General features: G+C 59.0%; 24 protein-coding genes. 16 read left to right on the plus strand and 8 right to left on the minus strand.

Annotated elements, in window-relative coordinates; translation table 11 throughout:
- Positions 1 to 146: 146 nt before the first annotated feature.
- The 5 genes from ACP7E0_RS00600 to ACP7E0_RS00620 all read right to left on the minus strand — a co-directional run bounded on the left by ACP7E0_RS00600 (position 147) and on the right by ACP7E0_RS00620 (position 4378).
- Entirely contained in the window at positions 147 to 488 is a 342-nt protein-coding gene (locus tag ACP7E0_RS00600) for a metalloregulator ArsR/SmtB family transcription factor (RefSeq protein ID WP_113312780.1), read from the minus strand.
- 120 nt (positions 489 to 608) lie between these two features.
- Positions 609 to 1352 (minus strand): HugZ family protein, encoded by a 744-nt coding sequence (locus tag ACP7E0_RS00605; protein WP_426122289.1) that lies wholly within the window; start codon positions 1350 to 1352, stop codon positions 609 to 611.
- 83 nt (positions 1353 to 1435) lie between these two features.
- Entirely contained in the window at positions 1436 to 2485 is a 1050-nt protein-coding gene (gene choV / locus ACP7E0_RS00610) for a choline ABC transporter ATP-binding protein (RefSeq protein WP_426122290.1), read from the minus strand.
- Entirely contained in the window at positions 2482 to 3333 is an 852-nt protein-coding gene (gene choW, locus ACP7E0_RS00615; RefSeq protein WP_426122291.1) for a choline ABC transporter permease subunit, read from the minus strand. The genes choV and choW overlap by 4 nt, the downstream gene beginning before the upstream one ends.
- Positions 3334 to 3430: 97 nt before the next feature.
- Positions 3431 to 4378 carry a choline ABC transporter substrate-binding protein gene (locus tag ACP7E0_RS00620; protein ID WP_426122293.1) on the minus strand — a complete coding sequence of 316 codons (948 nt, stop codon included), beginning with the start codon at positions 4376 to 4378 and terminating at the stop codon, positions 3431 to 3433.
- A 243-nt stretch (positions 4379 to 4621) separates the two neighbouring features.
- On the opposite strand from ACP7E0_RS00620, the gene ACP7E0_RS00625 reads away from it, so the two are divergent.
- The 10 genes from ACP7E0_RS00625 (at position 4622) to ACP7E0_RS00670 (ending at position 15225) form a co-directional block, all read left to right on the plus strand.
- Entirely contained in the window at positions 4622 to 5203 is a 582-nt protein-coding gene (locus ACP7E0_RS00625) for a thymidine kinase (protein ID WP_426122294.1), read from the plus strand.
- A gap of 71 nt (positions 5204 to 5274) precedes the next feature.
- Positions 5275 to 5670: a c-type cytochrome gene (locus ACP7E0_RS00630; RefSeq protein ID WP_426122295.1), complete on the plus strand. Its 396-nt coding sequence runs from the start codon at positions 5275 to 5277 to the stop codon at positions 5668 to 5670.
- Positions 5671 to 5836: 166 nt separating this feature from the next.
- A complete protein-coding gene (locus tag ACP7E0_RS00635; protein ID WP_426122297.1) occupies positions 5837 to 6925 on the plus strand; it encodes a hypothetical protein in 1089 nt (362 codons plus the stop codon).
- A gap of 193 nt (positions 6926 to 7118) precedes the next feature.
- A complete protein-coding gene (locus tag ACP7E0_RS00640; protein WP_426122298.1) occupies positions 7119 to 8267 on the plus strand; it encodes a hypothetical protein in 1149 nt (382 codons plus the stop codon).
- 3 nt (positions 8268 to 8270) lie between these two features.
- Positions 8271 to 10187 (plus strand): AAA family ATPase, encoded by a 1917-nt coding sequence (locus ACP7E0_RS00645; RefSeq protein WP_426122300.1) that lies wholly within the window; start codon positions 8271 to 8273, stop codon positions 10185 to 10187.
- Between the two features lie 56 nt (positions 10188 to 10243).
- Positions 10244 to 10504: a type II toxin-antitoxin system RelE family toxin gene (locus ACP7E0_RS00650; protein WP_426122302.1), complete on the plus strand. Its 261-nt coding sequence runs from the start codon at positions 10244 to 10246 to the stop codon at positions 10502 to 10504.
- Complete coding sequence (locus ACP7E0_RS00655) at positions 10501 to 10917, plus strand: helix-turn-helix domain-containing protein (RefSeq protein ID WP_426122304.1); 417 nt, start codon at positions 10501 to 10503, stop codon at positions 10915 to 10917. Before ACP7E0_RS00650 ends, ACP7E0_RS00655 begins: the two co-directional genes overlap by 4 nt.
- A gap of 24 nt (positions 10918 to 10941) precedes the next feature.
- Positions 10942 to 12243: a DUF6638 family protein gene (locus tag ACP7E0_RS00660; protein ID WP_426122305.1), complete on the plus strand. Its 1302-nt coding sequence runs from the start codon at positions 10942 to 10944 to the stop codon at positions 12241 to 12243.
- A complete protein-coding gene (locus tag ACP7E0_RS00665) occupies positions 12236 to 13363 on the plus strand; it encodes a DUF2333 family protein (RefSeq protein WP_426122306.1) in 1128 nt (375 codons plus the stop codon). The genes ACP7E0_RS00660 and ACP7E0_RS00665 overlap by 8 nt, the downstream gene beginning before the upstream one ends.
- A 182-nt stretch (positions 13364 to 13545) precedes the next feature.
- A complete protein-coding gene (locus ACP7E0_RS00670; RefSeq protein WP_426122307.1) occupies positions 13546 to 15225 on the plus strand; it encodes a formate--tetrahydrofolate ligase in 1680 nt (559 codons plus the stop codon).
- Between the two features lie 57 nt (positions 15226 to 15282).
- Here ACP7E0_RS00670 and ACP7E0_RS00675 read toward each other — a convergent pair whose 3' ends face one another.
- Positions 15283 to 15792 (minus strand): DUF1993 domain-containing protein, encoded by a 510-nt coding sequence (locus tag ACP7E0_RS00675; protein WP_426122308.1) that lies wholly within the window; start codon positions 15790 to 15792, stop codon positions 15283 to 15285.
- A 117-nt stretch (positions 15793 to 15909) separates the two neighbouring features.
- Complete coding sequence (locus ACP7E0_RS00680) at positions 15910 to 16788, minus strand: extensin family protein (protein WP_426122309.1); 879 nt, start codon at positions 16786 to 16788, stop codon at positions 15910 to 15912.
- 305 nt (positions 16789 to 17093) lie between these two features.
- Between ACP7E0_RS00680 and ACP7E0_RS00685 the strand changes: the two genes are divergently transcribed.
- The 6 genes from ACP7E0_RS00685 (at position 17094) to queF (ending at position 24588) form a co-directional block, all read left to right on the plus strand.
- A complete protein-coding gene (locus ACP7E0_RS00685) occupies positions 17094 to 19328 on the plus strand; it encodes a TonB-dependent hemoglobin/transferrin/lactoferrin family receptor (protein ID WP_426122310.1) in 2235 nt (744 codons plus the stop codon).
- A gap of 111 nt (positions 19329 to 19439) precedes the next feature.
- Complete coding sequence (locus tag ACP7E0_RS00690) at positions 19440 to 19874, plus strand: MarR family winged helix-turn-helix transcriptional regulator (protein ID WP_426122312.1); 435 nt, start codon at positions 19440 to 19442, stop codon at positions 19872 to 19874.
- Positions 19875 to 19945: 71 nt separating this feature from the next.
- Positions 19946 to 20692: an SDR family NAD(P)-dependent oxidoreductase gene (locus ACP7E0_RS00695; RefSeq protein ID WP_426122313.1), complete on the plus strand. Its 747-nt coding sequence runs from the start codon at positions 19946 to 19948 to the stop codon at positions 20690 to 20692.
- Positions 20693 to 20935: 243 nt separating this feature from the next.
- Complete coding sequence (locus ACP7E0_RS00700) at positions 20936 to 23125, plus strand: anthranilate synthase (RefSeq protein WP_426122315.1); 2190 nt, start codon at positions 20936 to 20938, stop codon at positions 23123 to 23125.
- 78 nt (positions 23126 to 23203) lie between these two features.
- Positions 23204 to 24127 carry a cation diffusion facilitator family transporter gene (locus ACP7E0_RS00705; protein WP_426122316.1) on the plus strand — a complete coding sequence of 308 codons (924 nt, stop codon included), beginning with the start codon at positions 23204 to 23206 and terminating at the stop codon, positions 24125 to 24127.
- Positions 24124 to 24588 (plus strand): preQ(1) synthase, encoded by a 465-nt coding sequence (gene queF / locus ACP7E0_RS00710; RefSeq protein WP_426122317.1) that lies wholly within the window; start codon positions 24124 to 24126, stop codon positions 24586 to 24588. Before ACP7E0_RS00705 ends, queF begins: the two co-directional genes overlap by 4 nt.
- Positions 24589 to 24639: 51 nt before the next feature.
- Here the strand turns inward: queF and ACP7E0_RS00715 are convergent, their stop codons facing one another.
- Entirely contained in the window at positions 24640 to 25218 is a 579-nt protein-coding gene (locus tag ACP7E0_RS00715; protein ID WP_426122318.1) for a HupE/UreJ family protein, read from the minus strand.
- Positions 25219 to 25241: the final 23 nt, after the last annotated feature.

A 25241-nucleotide genomic window follows, 5' to 3' on the forward strand; every position in this document is an offset into this window, starting at 1 on the left:
ACCAAAGGAGTGCGGCGCCATGACCAGATGGCCGTTGGTACGGAGGTTATCCTGCATCGAAACAAGGGGCGTGCTGATCGATCCCGCGCGGAACGTCCAGCGGGGCAATAAACAAGACTGGGGCCGACAAGCGGCCCCGATCTGTATCAGGCTGTACGGCGTTGCGCGACCTGTTCGGTTGCGCTGGCTTCTTCGCCGTAGATTTCCTTGAGTGTTTTTAGCACTCTCAGGACTGCATCTGAAGAACTTGAATAATAGATAGTCTGGGCATCCCTACGGGTGGTGACCAGATTTTGGGCACGCAATTTCGAGAGATGTTGCGACAAGGCGGACTGGCTGAGGCCGACCTGGTTTGCCAAGGCGCCGACAGCCATTTCCTCGTTCACCAGTGAACTGAGAATCAGCAGACGCTTTGGATTAGCCATAGCCGACAGAAACTCCGCAGCTATTTCAGCCTTGCCGTGTTTCTGAGCAGAGATCGTTTGCATTCCATACTCCATGCGAAGTTCACATCACGCTTGGTTATGAATGTGAATGACATATAATTAGACGTGATGAATAAAAGGACAACTACCTACTGCAAGAAATCGGGGTAAAAGGGCCAGCATTTAACGGTAAAGTTTTACCAGTGTGGGCCGTAATTCCCCTTTTGATTGCAGTTGTGCATCATATTCCAGTCGTTTGAGTTGATCGCCCGACGCCAGATCGACCCCGCCGGCATCAAGACCACAGATTCGCCAGTCGCTTCCTTTTGCCTTGCAATAGAGCTGGGCGTACTTGCTTGCCGCATCGGCATGGTCGGAATTCATGTGATCGATGGCGCCCGGCTCCATCGCGGCAAGATCCTCGATCGCGGGAGAACGGATCATCAGATCCTCGCCGGTGAGCACATAAGCCCGGCCAAAGCCGCCATTCATGCTGGCCCGTAGCGGCGTCAGCCGGAAAAACGCGAAATCGGGAAAGTCGACATAGAGCTGGGCTTTCGGATGGCGGCGGATGAAACGTTCGCGGATGCGCGTATGGGCGGCGCTGTCGCGATCGACCTTTCCGGCTTCGCACTGAACCGTCAGCCGGGCATGGGCGAGGGGATCGCCCTTGCCGATTTCACCCGTCAACAGCGAGCAGCGCTGGTCCGTGGACAAAGCCTGCGTGTGGGCCGACAAGGCGGAAACCAGGATGACCGGTGTGCCGTCGGTATCGATGCCGAGGAGCACGCGGCTGACAAAGGGAAAACCGTCGCTGTCCGGCTCGATCACCGCGATGGCGGCACTCCGCGCGGAGCGCAGGATGATGCGGGCAAGCTTGCGCGCATCATCGTCGGTTTCGCGCAGAACGGAGGGTTTGTCGGCCATGAAGTTGCCTCTTGTCTTGAATGCCATCCGCCCGGAACCTTGCCGTCCGGGCGTCTTTTATAAGGACATCGTGAGCGTAATAGTCAACTTTTGTTGCGATGTCTTGTCAGGCCTTCCACGACGTTTTGCGCGTTGATGGTCCCAACGATGGCGCCATTATCGACGACGCCGATGCTGCCGGGCTGGCGTGACATGGCATCGAGGATGTCGATCAGCGGCGTCGTCGGCTTGGCCGTCGCCGAAACACCGACCGGGCCTTCATTGCGGGTAACGCCGTGGCTCATCACATCCATCGCTGTCAGCATGGTGATCGGGTTCATGTGCTGGACGAAGTCGGCAACATACTGGTTGGCCGGGTTCTTGACGATGTCCTGCGGGGTGCCGCACTGGATGATGCGTCCGCCTTCCATGATGGCGATGCGGTTGCCGATGCGGAAAGCCTCGTCGAGATCGTGGCTGACGAACAGGATGGTCTTTTTGAGCCGCCGCTGGAATTCCAGCAGTTCGTCTTGCAGGCGGGTGCGGATCAGCGGATCGAGCGCCGAGAACGGCTCGTCCATCAACAGGATCGGGGCGCCGGTCGCAAAGGCTCTGGCCAGGCCCACCCGCTGCTGCATGCCGCCGGAAAGCTCCTTCACCTGCCGCCCCGCCCATTTTGTCAGGTTGACCAGTTCCAGCTGTTCGGCAACACGGTCCTTGCGTTCCTTGTCCGGCACACCGGCGAGTTCCAGCCCGAAACCGACATTGTCTTCCACCGTGCGCCAGGGCAACAGCGCGAACTGCTGGAACACCATGGAGACGTCGTGCATGCGGAAGTCGCGCAGCGATTTGGCGCTGGTTTTGTACGGATTGATGACGCCGTGGCGGGTCTTTACCTGGACTTCGCCGCGCACCACCGGCGCCAGACCATTGACGGCGCGCAGAAGGGTCGATTTGCCCGAGCCCGACAGTCCCATCAGAACGAGGATTTCGCCCTCGGTGATGGTCAGCGATGCATCGGCGACACCCAGCACCAGTCCGGTCGCAGCCCCGATTTCGTCGCGGGTCTTGCCCTGGTCGACCATGGCGATGGCGGCTTCCGGCCTGTTGCCGAAGATGATATCGACATTCTTGAAAATAACGGCATCGGTCATGCGCCTTCTCCTTCATCGGACGAACGGAACAGGCGGTCGAGAATGATCGCGAGGATGACGATACAGAGGCCGGATTCAAAGCCCATGGCGATGTTGACGGTGTTCAGCGCCCGCACGACCGGCACGCCGAGACCTGCAGCACCGACCAGTGCAGAGATGACCACCATCGAAAGGGACAGCATGATGGTCTGGGTGAGACCAGCCATGATCTGCGGCATGGCAAAGGGCAGCTCGATCTTGCGGAGCACCTGTGCAGGCGTTGCGCCGAAGGAAACGGCCGCTTCCACCAGCGACGGCGGGGTGGAGATGATGCCAAGCCGCGTCAGCCGGATCGGTGCCGGAATGGCGAAGATCACGGTTGCGATCAGGCCCGGCACCATGCCGAGGCCGAACAGGACGAGAGCCGGGATCAGGTAGACGAATGTCGGGATGGTCTGCATCAGGTCCAGGATCGGCCGCATGACGGCATAGACCCAGGCACGCCGGGCAGCGGCGATCCCGAGTGGAATGCCGACAGCCATCGAGACGAAGCTTGCCGCCAGAACCAGCGCCAGGGTCTCCGTCGTTGCTTTCCAGTAGCCGAGATTGATGATCAGCAGCAGGCCGAGCAGCGTGAACAGGGTGACACCGATCGAGCGGCGGAACCAGTAGGAGAGGGCGGTGACGATGGCCACGACGATCAGCGGATGCGGCGTCTGCAGGACCCACAGGATCACATTCACAACCCCCGACAGGATCGCCGACACCTGGTCGAAAAAGCCGGTGAAATTGGTGGTCAGCCAGGTGAAGAAACTCTTCGCCCAGCCGCCGATGGGTATGCGTCGATCAGGATTGGTTAGCCATTCCACGGGAAAATCGCCTGGTTCTTGGAGCCAATGATAGGAGCGGAAGCGCGTGATATGCGCTTAAAAAAGGCGGGGACTAAGCCCCGCCTTGATCAGCCGGTCAAAGACCGAGCGCGGTCTTTACGGCAGGCAATGCTTCAGCACCATCCTTGGTGGTGACGCCGGCGAGCCAGGGATCGATTGCCGTCGGGTTTGCCTTCAGCCATTCGTTGGCCGCGACTTCCGGATCCTTGCTGTCGTTCAAGATCTTGCCCATGATCTCGTTTTCCATCGGAAGCGAGAACTTCAGGTTGGTGATCAGTTTGCCGACATTCGGGCACTCCGCCGTATAGCCGGCGCGAACGTTGGTGAAGATGGTGGCTCCGCCAAGGTTCGGTCCGAAAATGTCGTCGCCACCGGTGAGGTATGTCAGCTTGAAGTTGGAATTCATCGGGTGGGGTTCCCAGCCGAGGAAGATGACCGGCTGGCCGTCCTTTTCGGCGCGGGCGACCTGCGCCAGCATGCCCTGCTCGGAGGATTCGACGACTTCGAAGCCCTTCAGGCCGAACGTGTCCTTGTCCGTCATGTCGATGATCAGGCGGTTGCCGTCGTTGCCCGGCTCGATACCGTAGATCTTGCCTTCAAGCTCATCCTTGTGAGCGGCGATGTCCTTGAAGTCCTTGATGCCGAGTTCGGCACCCTTGGCATTGGTCGCCAGCGTGTACTTGGCGCCTTCCAGGTTCGGGCCGAACGATTCGACCGACTTGTCGTTCAGGAAGGGGCGAACGTCGGCTTCCTGTGTCGGCATCCAGTTGCCGAGGAAGACATCAATGTCCTTGTTCTTCAGCGATTGATAGGTCACCGGAACGGACAGAACCTTGATATCGGTCTGATAGCCAAGGCCCTTGAGGATCGAGGAGACGGTCGCAGTGGTGGCGGTGATGTCGGTCCAGCCCACGTCGGCGAAGCGGACGGTGCCACAGCTTTCAGGCTCGGCAGCATAGGCGGATGTCAGTGCGCTCAGCGATACGGCTGCCGTCAGCATGAATTTCAATGTCAGTCTGGTCATCTTGATTATTCCCCTGCCTTTTGATTTTAGCCAATCACCAAATGTCCGCCAATTCAAGCGCCCTGGTGTTGTCTTGAGTGTATTGGGACATTTGCCGGACACGCCCGCCTAAAGCGACGTGATATGTCGCATTGCTCATGTTCTAGCGCCTGCCGTCGATTTTCTGTGACTTTCGCGCTTGCGCTCTGGCCTTCCCCGCTTTGTCTGTTCATGAACAAGCAACAGCATACAGAAGAGGACGCCATGGCAAAACTGTATTTCAGCTACGCCACGATGAACGCGGGCAAATCGACCATGCTCCTGCAGGCGTCGTACAATTATCGCGAACGCGGCATGCGCACGGTGATCCTGATCGCCGCCTTTGATGACCGGGCCGGCCAAGGCCGGGTGTCCTCGCGCATCGGATTGAGCGAGGACGGCATCGCCTTTACGCATGCCGACGACCTTTATGCCTTGGTCGAGCGGCTGCACGCTGAAGAGGCGATCGCCTGCGTTTTCGTCGATGAAGCTCAGTTCCTCGGTGAAGACCAGGTCTGGCAACTGGCGCGTGTCGCCGACCGCATCGGCATTCCGGTGATGGCCTACGGCTTGCGCACGGATTTCCAGGGCAAGCTGTTTCCCGGCTCGATGGCGCTGCTCGCTCTTGCCGACGAGATGCGCGAAGTCCGCACGATCTGCCATTGCGGCCGCAAGGCCACCATGGTGGCGCGGATGGATGCGGCCGGCAATATCGTGCGCGAAGGCGCGCAGGTCGAGGTTGGCGGCAACGAGAAATATGTCGTCTATTGCCGCCGTCACTGGGAAGACAAGATGAACGAAGCGTGAGGCAGGCTATCGCCGGGGATGCACGCCGTGCCATGATGGTGTCCTTGCGAATGCGTTCCGGGAAATCGCCTATGTCTCTGCCTTTGTCTCTGTGTTTCGTTTCATTCAGCCTTTTCCTCTGTCTCGGGACAAGTCTTGCCCATGCCGCCGGCGACGCTGCGGCAGGTGCGCAGGTTTTTAAAAAATGCGGCGCCTGTCATACCGCGACCGAGCCGATGAACCGCGTCGGCCCCAGCCTGATAGGCATCATGGGCCGCCCCGTTGCGACTTTTGCGGGTTACAATTATTCGAGCGCGATGCTCGCGTTCGGCGAAGATGGCAAGGTCTGGGACGAGGAGAGGTTGTCGGAGTATCTCATGAGTCCCAAGGCGATGGTTCCCGGCACCAAGATGTCTTTTCCGGGCTTGAAAAAGCCGCAGGAAATCGAAGACGTCCTTGCCTACCTGAAGACGGCGGTGGCCAAATAGCGGCGCATCTGCGGCTGGAGTTATCCCTCGAAGCGACTGGCGGTTTAAAATCCGTGGATTGGCCACTTGTGCTTCATTTTACCGCTCCCATTATATAAGCTGATGTCACGACTGAATAATTTGGCTACGCGGCGCGTCTGCACCGGAGCAACCAGGGGGAAAACCGATGGCGACACTTCAGAATTTTGAGAGCGAAATCGAGAAAACCCGCGGCATCGTCGAACAGATGCGCGGCAAGATGAACCAGTCGGCCGTCGTGCTAGATCAGTTCGCCAAGTCCGACACCAAGCTGGGCGATGCGAATTTCGACATCGAGAATGCCCGCATCCAGGATGTCATCAACCAGCAGAAGGTGATGGAAGGCAATATCGCCGACCTGATCATCGGCCTGGAAGATGCAACCAACGCCTTCGGCTCGGAATTTGAGAGCATGAAGAGCTACACCGGCTACGAAAAATTCATCGGCATCTTTTCCAAGCAGAGCGCCCAGCGCATGCGCACCGACCGTGTCCGCAACATGTCGCTTGCCGGCAATCTGCAGGAGCTGCTGTCCAAGTCCGACACCATCGTCGGCATCCTGAAGGAACAGAAGGGCGTGCTCGACCAGCGCTACAAGACCTCTGAGGCAAGCCTGCTTCAGGTGATCGAGCGGCGGAAGGCGACGATTGCCAACCTCCAGGAAACCCAGAAGCGCATCGAGGAACTCAACCCGATGCTGATGGACATTGAAAACAGGATCGCCGCCTCGACCGACCAGATCTCCCGCACCCAGCTTGAAGGCGAGCGCTCGGTGCTGGCAACCGAGTATAATGAGAAGCAGGCCAAGGAACAGGAACTGCTGGCGGAGAGCCAGACATACGAGCGCTATACCTCGATGTTCCAGACCTTCGTCGACTCGCTGAACAACCAGATCGCCGCGCAGAACACGCTGATCAACAAGCTGACCATCGATACTGAACAACGCATCGTGCTTTACAAGGCGCTCGAAGATTCCTTGAAGACGGCAGCCCAGCAGGATGTCGCCCACAAGATCAACACGCTCGGCAGCCAGGTCGATACGGCGGCCGAAGAAACCATGGCCGGCATCGGCTCGGCCTCGCAGCGCCACATCGGCGATCTCCTGGAAATGCACGAGAAGAACATGCTCTCGACCCAGGACATCCAGCGCCGCAAGAAGCTTGCCGACGATGCCTTTGCACGGCGATTCAAGGATGTCATGGACAAGCATAATACGGCGAATTACGTGAAGTCGTGATGCTCCAGATGCCGTCGTGCACCAAAATGGTTGATATGCCTGGCTATCATAGCCGTCGAGCGGTCCATACCTCCCCCTTGAGGGGGGAGGTCGCGCGGAACACGCGGGTGGGGGTGATCGTCAGGGGCGCCGCAAGGTCACCCCACCCCGGAGCTTCGCTCCGACCCTCCCCCTCTAGGGGAGGGTGGAAACCATGAACGCCGCATCCGAAGGGGCCGTCGGCCAGTACTTTGCCTCGATCCGGGCCGCACTTGGTGGTTTGGAAATCTTCTTGGGGGATCGCAACTCGCCGCTCTACCGCGATACGGTGGTGGGCGAGGTCGTCATTCCCTACCTGTCGCGGCTGAAGGCATCGTTTTCCTGCTGGGAAAACCGTATCGGCTTTATCGAGCAGTTCCGCATCTCGCGGGCTGAAAGTGGCTTTCCCGTGTTCCAGAATGTGCTGGAGCTGGAAAACGACCGGCAATCGGCGGAAAAGCGGCTGGCTGGAATTCCGGTTGCCGATGCGCTGCGTCAGGAAATGGCCGATTTCATTCTGCGGCAGAAGACATTTCCGGCTGAATTGCAGTCGCGAATGGCCGAACGGCTCTATCTCGAACAGATCGGCAAGGGTGATATTTTTTCGCCCTTCATCATGCCCGAGACCATTCGCGTTGGTGTGAACCCCAAGACCCAGCGGCCGTATTACGTTGTCTGCTGGGGCGCCTTCGATGGCGCCAGCACCTTGCCGATGGTCTATATGTCGGTGATCGAGGATTCGTCGGAAAAGATCGTCAAGCTTCTGGTGACGCCGGACGGCAAGCTCAATCCCGACACGGATATTCCGCTGCCGATCGGCGGTCTGCTCAATCCCGATCTCGCCAGCCGTTTCGACGATTTCGCCCTTAAGAACAGCGCCTATTCGCTGACGCCGGTGACGATCGCCACCAATCTCGACAAGGATTTCGAGGAACTGCATCCCAAGCAGGTGCGGCGTATCGTGCTCGGACCGTTCTATTCGGCCGGGATTACCGAGAACAATGCCAAGATCAACGACATCCTCTCCAAGGTCCGCAAGGCAGAAAATGCCTGGCTGTTGACCTGGACGGTGCAGGAGGTGTTCTCCAAGGCCGAGCGGCCGGCCCAGCGCGGCTTCTTCTCATCGACGCCAGCCTCGGAAGAATTCCATATCGACACCGACAATCTCGAGGCGACCCGTATGGGTGTGAGCTCGTACGAGAAACACGCGCTGGTGCCGCACGACGCCTATCAGGCGCTCTATGCCGCCGGCGACGCAGCAACAATCTTCGGCGATTACAAGGTGCACGTGATTTCCGGAAACCAGGTCATCAGCGAGGTCTAGACAATGTCATTGAACGCGGGCTTGACGACGCTGCACGAAGACGACATCGCCAAGCATCAGGCGGTCGCACAGGGGCTGGTCACCCGGCTGATTATTCTTGAGGCGGATGATCCTTCCGCAGGCACGGCTTTGGCCGGAACCGGGCGCCGCTTTGTCTCCACCGTTTCGACCGGCGGTCAGCGCCGCACGCGTGAAGTGGAGCTGACGAAGACCATTCAATCGATCCGCGCTGCAGATCCTCTGTTTTCCCCAGCCCAGCACGCTCTGCTCTACCGCTCCCGCCGGGGCATTCAGGTGGCGCTGGCGGTTGCCGATGTTTTTGCGCGTCAGACCAGTCTGGAAAGCCTGCAGGCTCGCAATGCGACCGCGCCGCTGTCGGGCGAGGACGCAAGCCAGTTCAAGGCGCTTCTGTCGGCATCGGCTTACATCGCCGCGTTCACCTTCGCCGCCTATATCGGCGCGACACTTGCTGGCGAAGGCGAACCGGTGGAAGACGGAACGGAGCCGGATTTCCTGTTCGATACGCCACAGGACGCATTGAAAGGCATGGTCTCGGCGCTCGACAAGACCATTGCCGGGGCGCCAGATGACAGCGCCTTGACCAGCCGCGCCCGCGCCTTTGCCCGGCTTGCCATCGAGGGTTTGATCGGCCGCAAGGCACGCTTCACCGGACTTGCCAGCTTTGAGAACGTGCATATCCGCATCGATCAGGACGATTTTACGCTGAACGGTTTCGACGTGGCGCCCGGCGCCAAGCGCAAGCCGTTGGTGATGACCTTCAAGAAACCCGAAGAGATCATCGGTAACCACATCGCCAAGTATCAGGCGCTGAAGCTGGCCAAGATGCTGATGGCCTATGATTTCGACCGGCAGATGAACCCGTTCGTCGAGCTTGGCGGCTTTCTGTTCACCTTCATCGGCGACGGCATGCCGGGCACCGGCAAGACCATCCTCATCCAGATGCTGGCCGGTCTGCTCAACGACTATTGTGAGATCGCCGGCTACGCCTTCCACTACGAGAATTTCGGTGTTGATCAGATTTCCTCCTACCAGGGGAAATCCGGCCAGAACTGCAAGGCGTTCGTCAACAATGTCATCAATCCGCGCGCCATCGGTTTCGGTACAATCGACGATGTCGATCAGGTCGCTGCCAAGCGCTCAGATGATCGCGCGTCGGCCGGGCAGCATGAAGTGACGGCGGTGCTGATGGAGAGCTTTGCCGGGGCCTCGACGGTGATCCGTGGCAACTGCACGTTCGGCATGTTCTCCAACTACCCGGAAAATGTCGACGATGCACTGCGCCAGCGCGCCGGCGCCCGCTGGCTGGTCGATGGGCCGCAGTCGGAAGGGGATTATATCGATATCTTCGCCATGCTGGTCGGCAAGAACCACAAGATTCCGCTGGGAGAACACCAGCTGTTTGCCGGTCAGGAGATCAAAAAAGCCGTTTCGCAATCCTATGCCGAACACGCCCGGCCGAAGGAAGAGGGGCTGCTCGCCGTCTGGGAGCACCACGAGAAGGAAGAGGGCAAGATCGAGACGCTGGCCGATGTCGGCTCCTACCTGCACATGATCAAGGAAGCGGAGCCGCGCTTCACCGGCCGGGCGATCAAGAACATCACCGATGCGGTCAAGATGCGGGCGATGGACGTGGACCTGCCCGACGACTGGTTTGCGACGCCGGAAGCTTTCATGCACAAGGCCTATGACGAAAAGAAAGCCATGATCGAGACCCTGCGCGGGCCGATCACGCTCGATATGGTCATGCAGGAGATCAACCGCTACGCCGACAGCGAATTCCGCTATACCGAAAAATCCGACGATGCCGCCGTTACCGACATCATCCGCCGCGAACGCCAGCGGGAGAAGGCGATCCGCGAGATCGAGGCGATGAAGGCCGAAGGGCGTTGGCAGGGGTAAAGTTAGCTATTGGCGAATTTTCTTGTCTGTAGGTGGTCTCTCGGATTAGGATGGCGATGCGTATCATATATGACAAGCAGGCCATTAAGGTCCTGACGCGCATGCCCGCAACGGACGCAAGACGGATATGGCAGAAGGTGCAGCAATATGCCGAAAACCCGGCATCGCTCGCCAATAATGTCAAGAAGTTGCAAGGTGTCGATTATTATCGTCTTCGGGTCGGTGACTGGCGGGTGATTTTCACGGAGGACGGATTGGTCATCGATGTCATCAAGATCGCGGGTCGCGGAGACGTCTACCAGGGGTTGGAGCCATGAATACTCCCGTTTCTTTCACAACACCGAATGGCGAGGAGCTGGTTGTTCTTAGCCGTAACGATTATGAGCTGCTGCTCAGGCAATCAGAACTTGCCGACGATCTTGAAGATTTGCTGGCGGTAAAGGCCTACGAGGCCAGGCTGGCTGCTGGAGAAGAGGACCGTATCCCTGCAGAATTCGTTGATCGTTTGATCGACGGGGAAAACCCGGTAAGGGTCTGGCGGGAGGTTCGTGGGCTCTCGGCCAAGGATTTGGCGGCTGCAGCGGGTATCAGCGCGGCCTATATCTCTGAGATCGAGACGGGGAAAAAGGAGGGCAGTATTTCCGTGCTGAAGGCAATCTCCAGGGTCCTTCGCATCGACCTCGACGATCTGGTCTGGTCCCGAGACGAAGCACAGCCTAACGATGGCTGATCAACGGGAAGCCGCAGGAAACGCATGAAACTCCTCCTCGAAGCCGAACTGATCTATGGACGCCTGCTCGAGATTTCCGAGCCGCATCTGATTGCGCGTTACAACAAGGCGCTGCAGGGTTTTGGCTTGCGCCCGACGGCGCTGCCGTCCTTCCAGATCGACATGACCGGGTTTTCGCCGGAAATCGCCGACGAGCTTGGCGACCGCGACTATCTCGATCCCAACCGCGTCAACCGCCGCTTCATCATCATGACGCCGGATCAGGAAGAACTGCCGGTGGTTCATACCAGCTTTTCCAACACCGCCGGCTTGATGCACGAGTTTTTCGGCGCCAACAGGCGGGCGATCAATGCGGTGACGATCAAGGATGCCCTTTACGGCGAAATCGAGGATTCTGTATCGGTCGTCAACGATATCGACGACCTTTTGTCGATCAACGAAGTGCGGTTTCGCGTTTTGTCGGCCGAAGACATGCTCGGCAAGGCGGCCGAACTGCGCTCGCTCGTCGATCGGCTGAAGACGGTTCCGACAGCCTGGGCCGACGATGCGCTGCTCAACCGGATGGTCGAGCTCGCAAAAGTCACCGGCGATATCCGCGAGAACGCCTTGGTGCCGGACAAGCTGGTGTTTCGCCATGATGCCTTCTGGGCCAATCATTTCGGTGGCGTCTATGTCTTTCTGGATGAAAAGACCACGACGGTGATCTGCGACCCCTCGGTGCCTGGATTTAGGCGCTCCAGACCCTGGCAGGTCGGCTATATCAGCCTGTCCGACCATCAGCGCATCTATGACTTTCTCGCTTCGACCAACCGGCTGCAATTGCCGCAGGCGTCCTGGGTGCAGGATAGCGGCCTCTATCAGCATCGCGCCGACATGGCCCTGCGCAGTTTGGTCAATCAAGCTGACCCGACGACGGATATCAATGCGATCGATGCAATCTGGCTGCAAACCTGGATACACAGCAATTCGGCACTGGTGTCCTCGGATGGCACCTATCCGTTCCTGCAGACGATGTTGCGTACAGTTTTGGCGTCAGGCAGCATCAAGATGCAGGACGTTGCTCCGGAAAACCGCTTTCTTCTGGTGCGAGCCGCACCAAATCATCCAGACCAATGGCTCACAAACCGGCTGATCTCGCAACTTTGCCCGAGCGATTTTGTCTCCCGCTTCGTCTTTGACAAGCAGGGGTTTTATGCGGCCTATGAACATTACAGCGAAAAGTTCAGGGAATATGTTGTGGCGACACTAACCAGCACATATCTCAGGGACAAGGTGGCGTTCCGAAAACGCCTTTATGGCCTCAAGGAGGATAATACGAATGCTTGATCCGATCGTTGCGTTTTTTCAGCGTGTGTTTGCAGCGATCGGCCGGGGCATTGGCCTGGTGGTGTCCTGGATACTCTTTCCGTTCATGCTCGTTGCCAACTGGTACAGAGGGCGCGCCTGGATCATCAAGGGCCCGATTGGCCTTGGTCTGCTGCTGCTCGTCGCGCTCTATGGCTATTTCATCTGGCAGACCCAGGTCTGGACCAATTTCGATCCGGACTATCCAAACCGGTATAATCTTGTCGAGCGCAAGAATGACGCCGGCCTGCCTGTCAAGGCCGCTGCCGGCCAGACGGCGCCAGCCAATGCCTGCGAGCGCTCTGCTATCGTCGATGTCACCGCCGATCTCATCGACTACAATGTCAACCAGAATGCCTGGATCTCGTCGATGGTGCTCTACAAGGCCGGTCTGTTCGGCATGGACTGGGACCGTACGCCATGGCTCGACAACAAGGCTTCTTTCCAGCGCGGCGTCAATGAAGCGGTGCGCCGCACGACGGTCGAACTGGTCGATTCACTGGTGCGCATGCGCGGCACGTCGGGCATCAATCCGCAGCTGCAGAGCGTGCGCAGCAAGATGCAATACGAGGAAACCAACTGGTATTTCGGCCTGTCGCCCTTCGGGTTTCTGACGCCGACGCCGACGCAATATCGCGCGGCCATGGTAGACCTTCGCTCGTTCAACGATCAGCTCGCAACCTGTGCTGCCACTTTCGATGCGCGCGCCGACAATTTCCTGGAATTCATGGACCGCGTTTCAAGCTCAATCGGCAGTACGTCGGCGATGTTGCGCGAGCGCTCGGAAAACTACGATGGCGGCTGGTTCGACACGCGTGCGGATGACCGGTTCTGGTTCGCCTACGGCCAGCTCTACGGCTATTATGGCATCCTGTCGGCAACCGGCGCAGACTTTGACGGGGTCATCAACCAGCGCGGCCTGGCGCCGATCTGGAATGAAAGCATCAAGCAGATGCGCGCTGCCCTGCGCATCCAGCCGCTGATCATTTCCAATGGCCAGGAAGATGGCTGGATCATGCCGACGCATCTGGCAACACTCGGCTTCTACGTTCTCAGGGTTCGCTCGAACCTTGTCGAAATGCGCGACATCCTGGCGCGCTAAGCCTTTTTTCCATCATGGAGACGGGAGAACGCTGTTCTTCCGTCTTTTTCTTTGGTTTTTCAGAAAATCATCGAATTTCTAAGTTTCCCGGCGTCATTTCCCAACAAAATGATGGAAAGCGTCTTCGGTTCACGCTCATATGCCCTCAGACCAAGAAAAAGGTGGAACGGGAGAGACACCATATGGCCGACGTGAAGTCCGATATCGAAATTGCCCGCGCAGCGACGAAAAAACCGATCCTCGAGATTGGCGCCAAGCTTGGAATTCCAGCCGAACATCTGCTTCCCTACGGTCATGACAAGGCAAAGATCAGCGCCGAATTCATCGCCCAGCAGAAAGGCCGTCCAGACGGACGGCTGATCCTGGTGACGGCGATCAATCCGACGCCGGCCGGCGAGGGCAAGACGACCACCACGGTCGGCCTTGGCGACGGGCTTAACCGCATCGGCAAAAAGGCGGTGGTCTGCATCCGCGAAGCGTCGCTCGGACCCTGTTTCGGTGTCAAAGGCGGAGCAGCCGGCGGCGGTTATGCGCAGGTCGTGCCGATGGAAGACATCAACCTGCATTTCACCGGCGATTTCCACGCCATCACCTCTGCCCACAATCTCCTGTCGGCGCTGATCGACAATCACATCTATTGGGGCAACGAGCAGAATATCGACATCCGCCGTGTCGCCTGGCGCCGGGTGATGGACATGAACGACCGTGGCCTTCGCCATATCGTCGGTTCGCTCGGCGGCGTTGCCAACGGCTTTCCGCGGGAAACCGGGTTTGACATCACTGTCGCTTCGGAAGTGATGGCGATCCTGTGTCTCGCCACCGATCTGAAGGATCTGGAAAAACGTCTCGGCGACATCATCATCGCCTACCGGCGCGACAAGACGCCGGTGTTCGCCCGCGACATCAAGGCGGATGGGGCGATGACCGTGCTGCTCAAGGATGCTATGCAGCCGAATATCGTCCAGACGCTGGAGAACAATCCGGCCTTCGTGCATGGCGGCCCGTTCGCCAACATTGCCCATGGCTGCAACTCGGTCGTGGCGACGACGACGGCGCTAAAGCTTGCCGATTATGTCGTCACTGAAGCCGGCTTCGGCGCCGATCTCGGGGCGGAAAAGTTCTTCGATATCAAATGCCGCAAGGCCGGGCTGAAGCCGGATGCCGCGGTGATCGTGGCAACCGCCCGGGCGATGAAGATGAATGGCGGCGTCAAGAAGGAAGACCTCGGCCAGGAAAATATCGAGGCCGTCAAAAAGGGCTGCGCCAATCTCGGCCGCCACATCCAGAACGTCAAGAAGTTCGGCGTTCCGGTGGTGGTGGCGATCAACCATTTCACGCGGGACACGGAAGCCGAGATCAAGGCGATCAAGGAGTATGTGTCGACGCTCGGTACTGAAGCGATCCTGTGCAAGCATTGGGCGGAAGGCTCCGCCGGCATCGAGGATCTCGCCCGCAAGGTCGTCGCACTGGCGGAAAACGGCCGCTCGCAGTTCTCGCCGCTCTATCCCGACGACATGTCGCTGTTCCACAAGATCGAGACCATCGCCAAGGACATTTATCATGCCGGCGAGGTGATCGCCGACAAGACCGTGCGCGAGCAGTTGCACACATGGGAAAAGCAGGGTTACGGCCATTTGCCGATCTGCATGGCCAAAACGCAATACTCGTTTTCGACCGACCCGAACCTGCGGGGCGCCCCGACCGGCCATACCGTGCCGGTGCGCGAGGTCCGGCTATCGGCCGGTGCCGGCTTCATCGTCGTCATCACCGGCGAGATCATGACTATGCCGGGCCTGCCACGGGTGCCGTCGTCAGAGAAGATCTTCCTCAATGCGGACGGGTTTATCGAGGGGCTTTTCTAGCGGGATATCCGGAGGATCGCGGCAACTGCCGCCGTGATCCTTCGGGTTTTCCTCTGCTCAGCTATAGGGGCCGAGAAAATCGATCTTTCCTACAGCGACGCCCTGATTGCGCAGGATGTCGTGGGCTGTGGTGACGTGGAAGAAGAAATTAGGCAGGGCGAATTTCAGCATGTAGTCATCGCCGGCAAACGTGAAGCTGAGCTTGCCGAAGGTAACCGTGATTTCCCTGACATCGCTACCCTCCAGATCGGACGGTTTGACGGTCTCCAGATAGGCGATCGTCTTGGCGATGCGTTCTCGCAATTCGGAAAAATTCTTCTCGTCATCGGGAAAGCTCGGTGCCGCGACGCCGGTGAGCCGGCCGATGGTGTTTTTCGAGGTATCGCTGACGCGCTGGATCTGGCCGAAAAGCGGCAGCATGTCCGGAGCGAGACGGGCGTTGAACAGGTCTTCGGGCGGGATCTTTTTCTGTGCCGCGTGAGATTCGGCCTTGTCGAGCAGGCCGGCAAGCACGTTGAGGCCGCGGATAAAGACGGGGACCGACAATTTGAACATGGAGACGGACATGGAAAATCCTTTGAACGGAAGCCGTTGGTGGTCCGGATGTCCTCAGCAGATGGGACGTGACTGAGCCTTGGGCAAGATGCGGGCATAGTTTTCTGCGGCCACAGCGCATCAAAATCGCTAGCGGCAGTAACGGTACCCACCCTTGCGCTCAATCACGTCGAAATGCAGATGGTTTTCGTGGGCTTCGTCGCTGCCGGGATCGAGTACCGTTTCGAAATAGAGGCACCCGGTTGCCGTCACGGCACGCTGGAAAGCACCGGCCAGCGTCGAATCCTCGTCACGCGGCTGAATCTCGATCGATTTTCCATTCTTGAAGGTAAACGAGGCGATGTCGATGGCATTGCCGCGCGCATGTTCGGAAATCTTTCCGGTCGCCGCATTGTTGCGCAGGCGGCAGATATAGCTCGATGCCTGGTTGATGGTGGTGAGCTCTCCCTCGCTTTCCAATGCGACCTTGGCTGCAGGCAGAACCGCATCCTTGGTCCACCGCGCCAGTTCCAGCGCCGTCTCGCAGCGCATCTTGCCTTCGGGCTTCAGGGTGATGCCGGGCAGCACGGTCGACAGCGTCAACGGCTTGTCGATACCGCAGCCTTTGCCGTCGTCGATTCGCGATTCTTCTTTGAAGACGGCGCCGATTGCCTTCAGGTCCGCAAGGCAAGCGGCATATTCCTTGCTGTCCTCGAGCTTGATGGTCAGCACGGGCTCTGGTTCCGGCGCCGGTTGAACCGTCGCGGGCTTTGCGTCCACAGGGGTTTCAGGCTTTACCTCGCTTGCGGGCGCCTTCTCGTCTTCCTTGACTTGCGGTTTTTTCTCCGGTTTGACCTCTGGCGTTACCTCTGGTTTTACTTCGGGTTTTTCCTGCGGCGTCGCGACCTTCCCGCCTTGTTCCGTTTCAACTGTGGCCGGCTTTTTCTCCGGGACTGGACCGTTTTCAGGAAGGCCGGCGCCTGCCAGGAGGAGGATGGAGAGGTAGGGGCCGAGGAATCGAAGAGGCATGGAAAGTCTCCGGTTCTGCCGGAGGCGGCAGGGGTTCGAATTCACAACGCATTTGGGCAGGAAAGGGTTGCATTGCAGCTGTAGAGCGCCGGATCGTTGCCAAATCGAAACACTTCGCGTGGGCAGATCAAAATCTGACAAAAATACGACAATTATTTGTTGACAATAATAGTCATGTTTTTTAATCGATGCATACAGGCAGTCCTCATTGGCTGCTCTCCAATGCTTCCACGCCAATACCCAGCCAGCCCCTTGAGCAGAATGCCTCAGCAGCCAGCCCGGTGACTTTATCAAAGGATTGATCCATGATTACCCGGCATCACTGCGCGGCTCTTTTGGCATGCGTGGCGTTCTCCTCTGCAGCTCTCCTGCCGAAAATTTCGTTCGCACAAGACGCCCAGGCAACGGCTGCCGACGCGGACGGCGGTGCGACCACCCTGAATAAAATCGTGGTCAAAGGTCCCCGCCGCACAACGACCGCGCCCGTGGGCAGCATTGCAGATACGCCTTTGGCGACCGAAATCGATGAAAAGACCATTGAGGAGAAGCAGGTCACCGATCTCGATGACCTCGGCCGCAGCGTCGATCCGGGCATCAATGCTTCGCGCGCCGATGCCGGTATCAATCTGCGCGGTCTTTCCGGCCCGCGCATTGTAACGGTCATTGACGGTATTCCAGTTCCTTATCTCTCCAACAGCGCACGCCAGGGCGCCTTCGCGACCATCAACGCGAACGGCGGCGGCGATACATTTGATTTCTCCTCTCTGTCAGCGCTCGACGTTGTCCGTGGTGCGGATTCGAGCCGTGGTGGTTCGGGCATGCTGGGTGGCGCCATTGTGCTGCGGACACTGGAGCCTGAAGACCTTATCGGCGAAGGCCGCGATTGGGGTGGTATCGTCAAGTCTGTCTACGACAGCGAAGACGAAAGCCTTTCCGGTTCTATTGCCGGAGCGAAGAAGTTCGGCAATACTTCGGTTCTGTTCCAGGGCGGTTATCGCAAGGGTCATGAGCGCGACAACCGGGGTACCGTCGATAGCTACGGCAATACCCGTACCGAACCGAACCCGGCCGATTTCGACCAGAGCAATTTGCTTTTCAAGGTACGTCAGCAACTCGAGGGCGGCCACCGCATCGGTCTGACGGCAGAAAATTTCCGGCGCGATGCTGATTTCGATCAGAGGACGGAGCAGGGGGCTCCCCGTGCTTATGCCATCGGTAACTACAACAGTTTTGAAGACCGTTCGCGCAAGCGCGTTTCGCTCGATTATGATTACGAGGCATTGTCATCCGACGAAGCCTTCCGCGTTGCGCGTGCTACGCTTTACTGGCAGGAGCTGGAGCGGTCGTCCGGCTCGAATGGCCGCACGACGGCGAATGTGGCCTACGGCCGCGACAATTCGATCAGCAACAAGACCTTTGGCTTTAGCGGCAGTGCTACCAAAGACTTCGAATATGGCGGTTTCGATCATTCCGTGACCGTTGGTCTGGATGCGGCCCGTTCCAAATGGAACCAGTATACCTGGGCCCTGTGCACGACGACTTGCCCGTCTTTGAACAATCAGTCTGAAATCCCGAATGTGACCAGCACAACTGTCGGTGCTACCATCGAGGATCGTATTTCGATGGGCGAGAGCGCCTTCGCGCTTACACCTGGGCTGCGCTTCGACTGGTTCGACTATGATGCGTCGGCTGGTGGTGGTTTCCAAAACAACTCTGGCGCTGTTTTATTCGGTGCGCCGAAGGATCGTGATGGAGCGCGCATTTCACCGAAGCTGCTCGCCACATATGATGTGACACCTGAAGTCGAGTTATTCGCACAATGGTCGATGGCCTACCGTGCTCCGACCGTCGACGAACTCTACGCTCGCTTCTACAACCCCGGTGGCCGTTATGCCCAACTTGGAAACCCCAACCTGAAGCCGGAAACCGGCAACGGTATCGAGATCGGTACAAACTTCGACACCGGTGGTCTGACAGGGCGCGTTGCTGCATTCCACAACACCTATGACAACTTCATCGATACCGTCACGACCACCAATCCCGCGACAGGGATCATGGAGTTCAACTACACCAACGTCCGCAGTGTCAGGATTTCCGGTATCGAGGCCAGTGCGGTCAAGACCTTCGACAATGGCTTCAATATTCACGGTTCGCTGGCCTATGCCTATGGCAAGAACGGAGACACCGACAAGCGTCTGCGTTCGGTCGCTCCCTTCAAGGCAATCATCGGTGCTGGCTACAGCCAGGATACGTTCGGTGTGGACCTTTCGATGACGGCGTCCTCTGCCATGCCGGATGACGGTGTCGCTTCGACATTCGATGCGCCGGGCTATGGTATCGTCGATATGACGGGATGGTGGACGCCGGAAGCCGTGTCCGGCCTTCGCGTTCAGGCCGGTGTCTATAATATTTTCGATAAGAAGTATTTTAACGCGCTGGGTGTCCGGGAGGTCAATCTTGCGAGTTCCGCCTCGCAACCGCGCGATTTCTATTCCGAGCCGGGCCGGACCTTCAAGATCTCGCTGACGCAGCGTTTCTAAGCTTCAGGCTTGCCTATCAAACGAATATCAGGGAGCGGTTCATCATGACCGCTCCTTTTCTTGTTTAAGAAAGTGATTGACAAAGTGCATATGCACATATATGTTGGCTTCATGAAAACGCAATCGTCCATCGCCGCCTGCAATTGTTTCGCCATTCGTCAGGCTGCCCGTTTCGTGTCGCAGCTTTACGAGCGGCATTATGCGCGGGCAGAGATCACAGCGGCACAGTTCTCGCTGATGGTCTATATTGCCGAAGTGGGGAAGGCCGGCATGGCGGAGATGGCCGAAGCGATGGTCATGGATCGCACGACATTGGTGCGGGCTTTAAAACCGCTGGAACGCGATGGCTACGTGGTCAGCGAACCGGAAGGCAAGGGGTCGCGCAAGCTTTTGCTGTCGCTCTCGGCCAACGGGCAGCAGAAACTGTCGGAAGGCGTCGAATGCTGGCATGCTGCGCAGGCGGAATATGCCGAGCTAGTCGGAGTCGAGCGCGCCGACAATCTGCGCGAGATGCTTCTCGCCATCCCGTCCGGGAAAGCTGCGTGATAACCAAAGCCGGACTGTCTCCGGCTTTTTTAACAGCCAATATAGTGCATATGCACATATAGAAGGAAGAAATGATGCCCCAGAAAATCGAAAATGCTGTTGCTCTCGTCACCGGTGCCAATCGCGGCATCGGCCGGGAATTCGTCACTGAGTTGCTGCGCCGCGGCGCGAAGAAAATCTATCTCGGTGCCCGCGATCCGGCTTCGCTCACAGATTTTGTCGCGCTTGATCCCGCTCGCCTCGTGCCGCTCAAACTTGATGTGACCAATGCTGCCGATGTCGCCGATGCCGCCAAGGTGGCAACCGATGTCACGCTGCTGATCAACAATGCCGGTTTTGCCGGCGGGCAGGGGGTCATCTCCGCGCCGGATCTGTCGATCGCCCGGCAGGAAATGGACGTCAACTATTTCGGCGTGCTGTCGCTGTCGAAGGAGTTTGCACCGATCCTCGCCAAGGCTTCCCAGAGCAGCATCGTCAATGTCCTGTCCTTACTGTCGCTGGTGACGCTGCCATCGGCCGGCACCTATTCGGCGTCGAAGGCCGCAGGTCTTGCCGCCAGCCGCTCTATCCGGGCGGAATTGCTCAGCCAAGGTACGCAGGTTGTCGTCACGATGCCGGTGCAGGTCGAGACCGACATGGGCCGCAGCCTGCCGGAACCGCGCCTGCAGCCGCTGGAGGTCGTCAGCGAAACGCTCGATGCCGTCGAGGCGGGCGTCGAGGAGGTTTTCCCGGGCGAACTGACCCGCACCGTCGCAACGGCCTTTGCTGCCGACCCGAAGGGCGTGCAGGCACATATGTCCACCCGGCTGCCGGCATAAGATGCAGAAGGGCGCCGCGGAAATCGCGCCTCCATTTTTCCGCCGGCGCCCGCTTGCACAATTCTGCGTCTCACGCTAACAATTCCGCCATGACACAGGCACGCAACATTGCAATCTGGTGGTGGGCTCGCTAAAGCGGCCTTGACCAGTCATGCGTGATTGAGACGATAAGCCGCCCGGAAGTTTCGAGGCGGCTTTTTTGTATTCGGGCCGCAGGAATGACGGGCCTGAACGGAGCGACAGATGGCGACGACAATTCTTGCAGACGGTGCGGAAGCCTATACCACCAAGGGGGGCATTTCCGTCACCCGCCGGCGGCGCGAGGCCCCTTATGGTGAAGCGATCTCCAGCTATGTCGACAGGCTCGACGAGCGCCGGGGCGCGGTCTTCTCCTCCAACTACGAATATCCGGGCCGCTACACGCGCTGGGACACGGCGATCGTCGATCCGCCCCTCGCCATCTCCTCCTTCGGCCGCGCACTATGGATCGAAGCCTATAACGAGCGCGGCGAAGCCTTGCTGGAGATGGTCTCGGCGCATCTGGCCGGTGTTGCCGATATCACGCTCGGCACTGCGACGGCGCGCCGTCTCGATCTTACCATCAACATGCCGGACCGGGTGTTCACCGAGGAAGAACGCTCGAAAATGCCGACGGTGTTTACCGTCCTGCGCGCGGTCACCAATCTGTTCTATTCGCAGGAAGACGCCAATCTCGGCCTCTACGGTGCTTTCGGTTACGATCTGGCCTTCCAGTTCGACGCGATCGAATTGAAGCTGAAGCGTCCTGACGACCAGCGCGACATGGTGCTGTTCCTGCCGGACGAAATTCTCGTTGTCGATCACTATGCCGCCAAGGCCTGGATCGACCGCTATGACTTTGCCAAGGACGGCAAGACGACTGACGGCAAGGCCGGCGATATCGCTCCCGAACCCTTCCAGACCGTCGACAGCATCCCGCCGCATGGCGATCATCGTCCCGGCGAATATGCCGAGCTGGTCACCAAGGCCAAGGAAAGCTTCCGCCGCGGTGATCTGTTCGAGGTGGTTCCGGGCCAGAAGTTCTACGAGCGCTGCGAAAGCAAGCCGTCGGAAATTTCCAACCGGCTGAAGGCGATCAATCCGTCGCCCTATTCCTTCTTCATCAATCTCGGCAACCAGGAATATCTGGTCGGCGCCTCGCCGGAAATGTTCGTGCGCGTCTCCGGCCGCCGCATCGAGACATGCCCGATTTCCGGCACGATCAAGCGCGGCGACGATCCGATCGCCGATAGCGAACAGATCCTCAAGCTGCTGAATTCGAAGAAGGACGAATCCGAGCTGACCATGTGTTCGGACGTCGATCGCAACGACAAGTCCAGAGTCTGCGTGCCCGGTTCGGTCAAGGTGATCGGTCGCCGCCAGATCGAGATGTATTCGCGCCTGATCCATACTGTCGATCATATCGAGGGCCGCCTGCGCGACGATATGGACGCTTTTGACGGCTTCCTGTCGCATGCCTGGGCCGTCACCGTCACCGGTGCACCAAAGCTGTGGGCGATGCGCTTCATCGAGAGCCATGAAAAGAGCGCCCGGCTCTGGTACGGTGGTGCCATCGGCATGGTTGGCTTCAACGGCGACATGAACACGGGACTGACGCTGCGCACCATACGCATCAAGGACGGCATAGCCGAGGTGCGGGCCGGCGCGACGCTGCTCAACGACAGCAACCCGGAAGAAGAAGAAGCCGAAACCGAACTGAAGGCATCCGCCATGATCGCAGCGATCCGCGACGCAAAGTCAGCCAACAGCCGTGGCACCGGCCGCGATGTCGCCCCTGTCGGTACCGGCGTCAAGATCCTGCTCGTCGATCACGAGGACAGTTTCGTCCATACGCTGGCCAACTATTTCCGCCAGACGGGCGCGACGGTCACGACGGTCCGCTCGCCGGTCTCCGACGAGGTCTTCGATCGGGTGAAACCCGATCTCGTTGTTTTGTCGCCCGGTCCGGGCAAGCCGAAGGATTTCGATTGCAAGGCGACGATCAAGAAGGCGCGTGCCCATGATCTGCCGATCTTCGGTGTCTGCCTCGGGCTGCAGGCATTGGCCGAAGCTTACGGCGGCGAGTTGCGCCAGCTAGCGGTGCCGATGCACGGCAAGCCGTCGCGCATTCGCGTGCTCGAGCCCGGCATCGTCTTTTCCGGTCTCGGTAAGGAAGTCACAGTCGGCCGCTATCACTCGATCTTTGCCGATCCCTCGACCTTGCCGCGGGATTTCATGATCACGGCTGAAAGCGATGACGGCACGATCATGGGCATCGAGCATACCAAGGAACCGATCGCAGCGGTGCAGTTCCACCCGGAATCGATCATGACGCTAGGCGGCGATGCCGGCATGCGGATGATCGAGAACGTGGTGGCGCATCTGGCCAAACGGGCGAAGATCAAGGCTGCCTGAGCAAGCATGGACGCAGGTTGAAAACCGCCGCGCCCGAAATGGCGCGGCGGTTCTTTTTGTGGGACGAAGGAATAAGCGATGGCGACTGAAATTCAGGGAAACAAGGCACAACGCCTGGCGTTCTGGGGCATTCCGCTGGCAATCGCCGTGCTGGGTCTGAAGATGCTTGCCTGGTGGGTGACGGGCTCGGTGGCGCTGCTTTCGGACGGTCTGGAGTCGATCGTCAACGTCGTTGCCGCGATCGTCGCCTTCGTCGTCATCGGTTATGCCGCCAAGCCGGCAGACGCCGGACACCCGTTCGGTCATTACAAGGCCGAGTATTTTTCCGCCGTCGTCGAGGGCGTGCTGATTGTTGTCGCGGCCCTGTTGATCGTCGCCGCAGCGATCCCCGCCGTTCTGGCGCCAAAGCTGCCGGAAGCGCCGGTACTTGGTCTGGCCATCAACCTTGTGGCGGGTATCATCAACGCGATCTGGGCCTATACGCTGATCCGCGCTGGCGCTGCCTTGCGCTCGCCGGCACTGACGGCCGATGGCCATCATATCTTTTCCGATGTCGTCACCTCGGTTGGCGTCCTCATCGGGTTGGTGCTCGCCATTCTCACCGGCTATGCGGTACTTGACCCGCTTCTTGCCGTGCTGGTTGCCTGCAACATTCTCTATCAGGGCTGGAAGGTCATCGCCCGCTCGGTGGACGGTTTGATGGACAAAGCTGTTCCGGCAGAGGAAGAAGACGCGATCAAAAAGGCGATTGCGGCCAACGCGACCGGTTCTCTCGGTGTGCACGACCTGAAGACCCGCGAGGCGGGCGCGGTGATTTTCGTCGATTTCCACATGGTCGTTCCGGCGGCCATGCCCGTGCGGGAGGCGCATGACATCTGCGACCGCCTTGAAGATGCCATCCGCGAGGTTCACGCCGGCGCCAAGATTGCCATTCATGTCGAGCCCGAAGGCGAAAAGGCCCACGGCATCCGCGTCAAAGTCATCGAAGGATTGAGATCATGACAACAACCGATGTTTCCGGTCTGTCCCAGCTCGGGCAGAATGTAGCGGCACCTCAGAATCCGGAAGAGGCCGTACTCGAGCGCGTTCCGACCAGCCATGCCGGCACGGATTTCGTCGTCCGCTTCACGGCACCGGAATTCACTTCGCTCTGCCCGATGACCGGCCAGCCGGATTTCGCCCATATCGTCATCGATTACGTGCCGGATGGCTGGCTGGTCGAATCCAAGTCGTTGAAACTCTATCTGCACTCGTTTCGCAACCATGGTGCGTTCCATGAGGACTGCACGCTCGATATCGCCAAGCGGCTGGTCGATCTTCTGGCTCCGAAATGGCTACGGATCGGCGCCTACTGGTATCCGCGCGGCGGCATCCCGATCGATGTCTTCTGGCAGACGGGCGCCCCGCCGGAAGGGCTTTGGCTGCCGGATCAGGGCGTGCAGCCCTATCGCGGACGCGGCTGAAACGAAAAAAACGGCGGGCTTTTGCTCCGCCGTTTCCCGCTGAAGTGCGGATCAGTTGAAGATCAGCGCCAGCCCGGCGAATGCGGTGAGGCCACCGAGAATGCGCGAGACGACCCGGCCGGACGACAGCCGGCTGATGCCAAGACCCAGGCCGATACCGGCGGCATGCAACAACGCTGTTGCGATCACAAAGCCGGTGCTGAAGGGCAGGGCGACAGCGGCACCCAGCTCGCCCCCATGGGCATAGCCGTGGAACAGCGCGAAGACGCCGACGACGGCGGGGCAGGCGGCGGTTTCCATGCGAACGGCCATGGCGACGAGCAGGCCAAGGGCGACGACGGAAGCGAGAATCGCGGGCTCGACGAAGGGCAGGGGAACGCCGGCCATCGCCAGCGCAAAGCCGAAGGCCATGGTGCCGACGAAGGCGGAGGGAACCACCCACAGCGCGCGTCCACCGATCTGTACTGCCCAGAGGCCGACGGCGATCATCACGAGGATATGGTCAAGACCCGATAGAGGATGGGTAAAACCCGCCAGCAGCGACCCGTGTTCGGCTGGATCGAGATGGGCAAAGGCAGGTGTGGTCGAGGCTGCGAAGGCCGAGGCGGCGAGAAGAAGGCGTCTTTTCATTGTTGTCCCCATTGGTGGGCAGG

Origin of the sequence: Pararhizobium sp. PWRC1-1 (assembly GCF_049897905.1) — a bacterium.
Lineage (GTDB): Bacteria > Pseudomonadota > Alphaproteobacteria > Rhizobiales > Rhizobiaceae > Pararhizobium.

Excerpts from the sequence above, each read along its gene's own strand:
- ACP7E0_RS00600 (WP_113312780.1), bottom strand. The coding sequence starts at position 488 with ATGCAAACGATCTCTGCTCAGAAACACGGCAAGGCTGAAATAGCTGCG.
- ACP7E0_RS00605 (WP_426122289.1), bottom strand. The coding sequence starts at position 1,352 with ATGGCCGACAAACCCTCCGTTCTGCGCGAAACCGACGATGATGCGCGC.
- choV (WP_426122290.1), bottom strand. The coding sequence starts at position 2,485 with ATGACCGATGCCGTTATTTTCAAGAATGTCGATATCATCTTCGGCAAC.
- ACP7E0_RS00620 (WP_426122293.1), bottom strand. The coding sequence starts at position 4,378 with ATGACCAGACTGACATTGAAATTCATGCTGACGGCAGCCGTATCGCTG.
- ACP7E0_RS00625 (WP_426122294.1), top strand. The coding sequence starts at position 4,622 with ATGGCAAAACTGTATTTCAGCTACGCCACGATGAACGCGGGCAAATCG.
- ACP7E0_RS00630 (WP_426122295.1), top strand. The coding sequence starts at position 5,275 with ATGTCTCTGCCTTTGTCTCTGTGTTTCGTTTCATTCAGCCTTTTCCTC.
- ACP7E0_RS00635 (WP_426122297.1), top strand. The coding sequence starts at position 5,837 with ATGGCGACACTTCAGAATTTTGAGAGCGAAATCGAGAAAACCCGCGGC.
- ACP7E0_RS00640 (WP_426122298.1), top strand. The coding sequence starts at position 7,119 with ATGAACGCCGCATCCGAAGGGGCCGTCGGCCAGTACTTTGCCTCGATC.
- ACP7E0_RS00645 (WP_426122300.1), top strand. The coding sequence starts at position 8,271 with ATGTCATTGAACGCGGGCTTGACGACGCTGCACGAAGACGACATCGCC.
- ACP7E0_RS00650 (WP_426122302.1), top strand. The coding sequence starts at position 10,244 with ATGCGTATCATATATGACAAGCAGGCCATTAAGGTCCTGACGCGCATG.
- ACP7E0_RS00655 (WP_426122304.1), top strand. The coding sequence starts at position 10,501 with ATGAATACTCCCGTTTCTTTCACAACACCGAATGGCGAGGAGCTGGTT.
- ACP7E0_RS00660 (WP_426122305.1), top strand. The coding sequence starts at position 10,942 with ATGAAACTCCTCCTCGAAGCCGAACTGATCTATGGACGCCTGCTCGAG.
- ACP7E0_RS00665 (WP_426122306.1), top strand. The coding sequence starts at position 12,236 with ATGCTTGATCCGATCGTTGCGTTTTTTCAGCGTGTGTTTGCAGCGATC.
- ACP7E0_RS00670 (WP_426122307.1), top strand. The coding sequence starts at position 13,546 with ATGGCCGACGTGAAGTCCGATATCGAAATTGCCCGCGCAGCGACGAAA.
- ACP7E0_RS00675 (WP_426122308.1), bottom strand. The coding sequence starts at position 15,792 with ATGTCCGTCTCCATGTTCAAATTGTCGGTCCCCGTCTTTATCCGCGGC.
- ACP7E0_RS00680 (WP_426122309.1), bottom strand. The coding sequence starts at position 16,788 with ATGCCTCTTCGATTCCTCGGCCCCTACCTCTCCATCCTCCTCCTGGCA.
- ACP7E0_RS00685 (WP_426122310.1), top strand. The coding sequence starts at position 17,094 with ATGATTACCCGGCATCACTGCGCGGCTCTTTTGGCATGCGTGGCGTTC.
- ACP7E0_RS00690 (WP_426122312.1), top strand. The coding sequence starts at position 19,440 with ATGAAAACGCAATCGTCCATCGCCGCCTGCAATTGTTTCGCCATTCGT.
- ACP7E0_RS00695 (WP_426122313.1), top strand. The coding sequence starts at position 19,946 with ATGATGCCCCAGAAAATCGAAAATGCTGTTGCTCTCGTCACCGGTGCC.
- ACP7E0_RS00700 (WP_426122315.1), top strand. The coding sequence starts at position 20,936 with ATGGCGACGACAATTCTTGCAGACGGTGCGGAAGCCTATACCACCAAG.
- ACP7E0_RS00705 (WP_426122316.1), top strand. The coding sequence starts at position 23,204 with ATGGCGACTGAAATTCAGGGAAACAAGGCACAACGCCTGGCGTTCTGG.
- queF (WP_426122317.1), top strand. The coding sequence starts at position 24,124 with ATGACAACAACCGATGTTTCCGGTCTGTCCCAGCTCGGGCAGAATGTA.
- ACP7E0_RS00715 (WP_426122318.1), bottom strand. The coding sequence starts at position 25,218 with ATGAAAAGACGCCTTCTTCTCGCCGCCTCGGCCTTCGCAGCCTCGACC.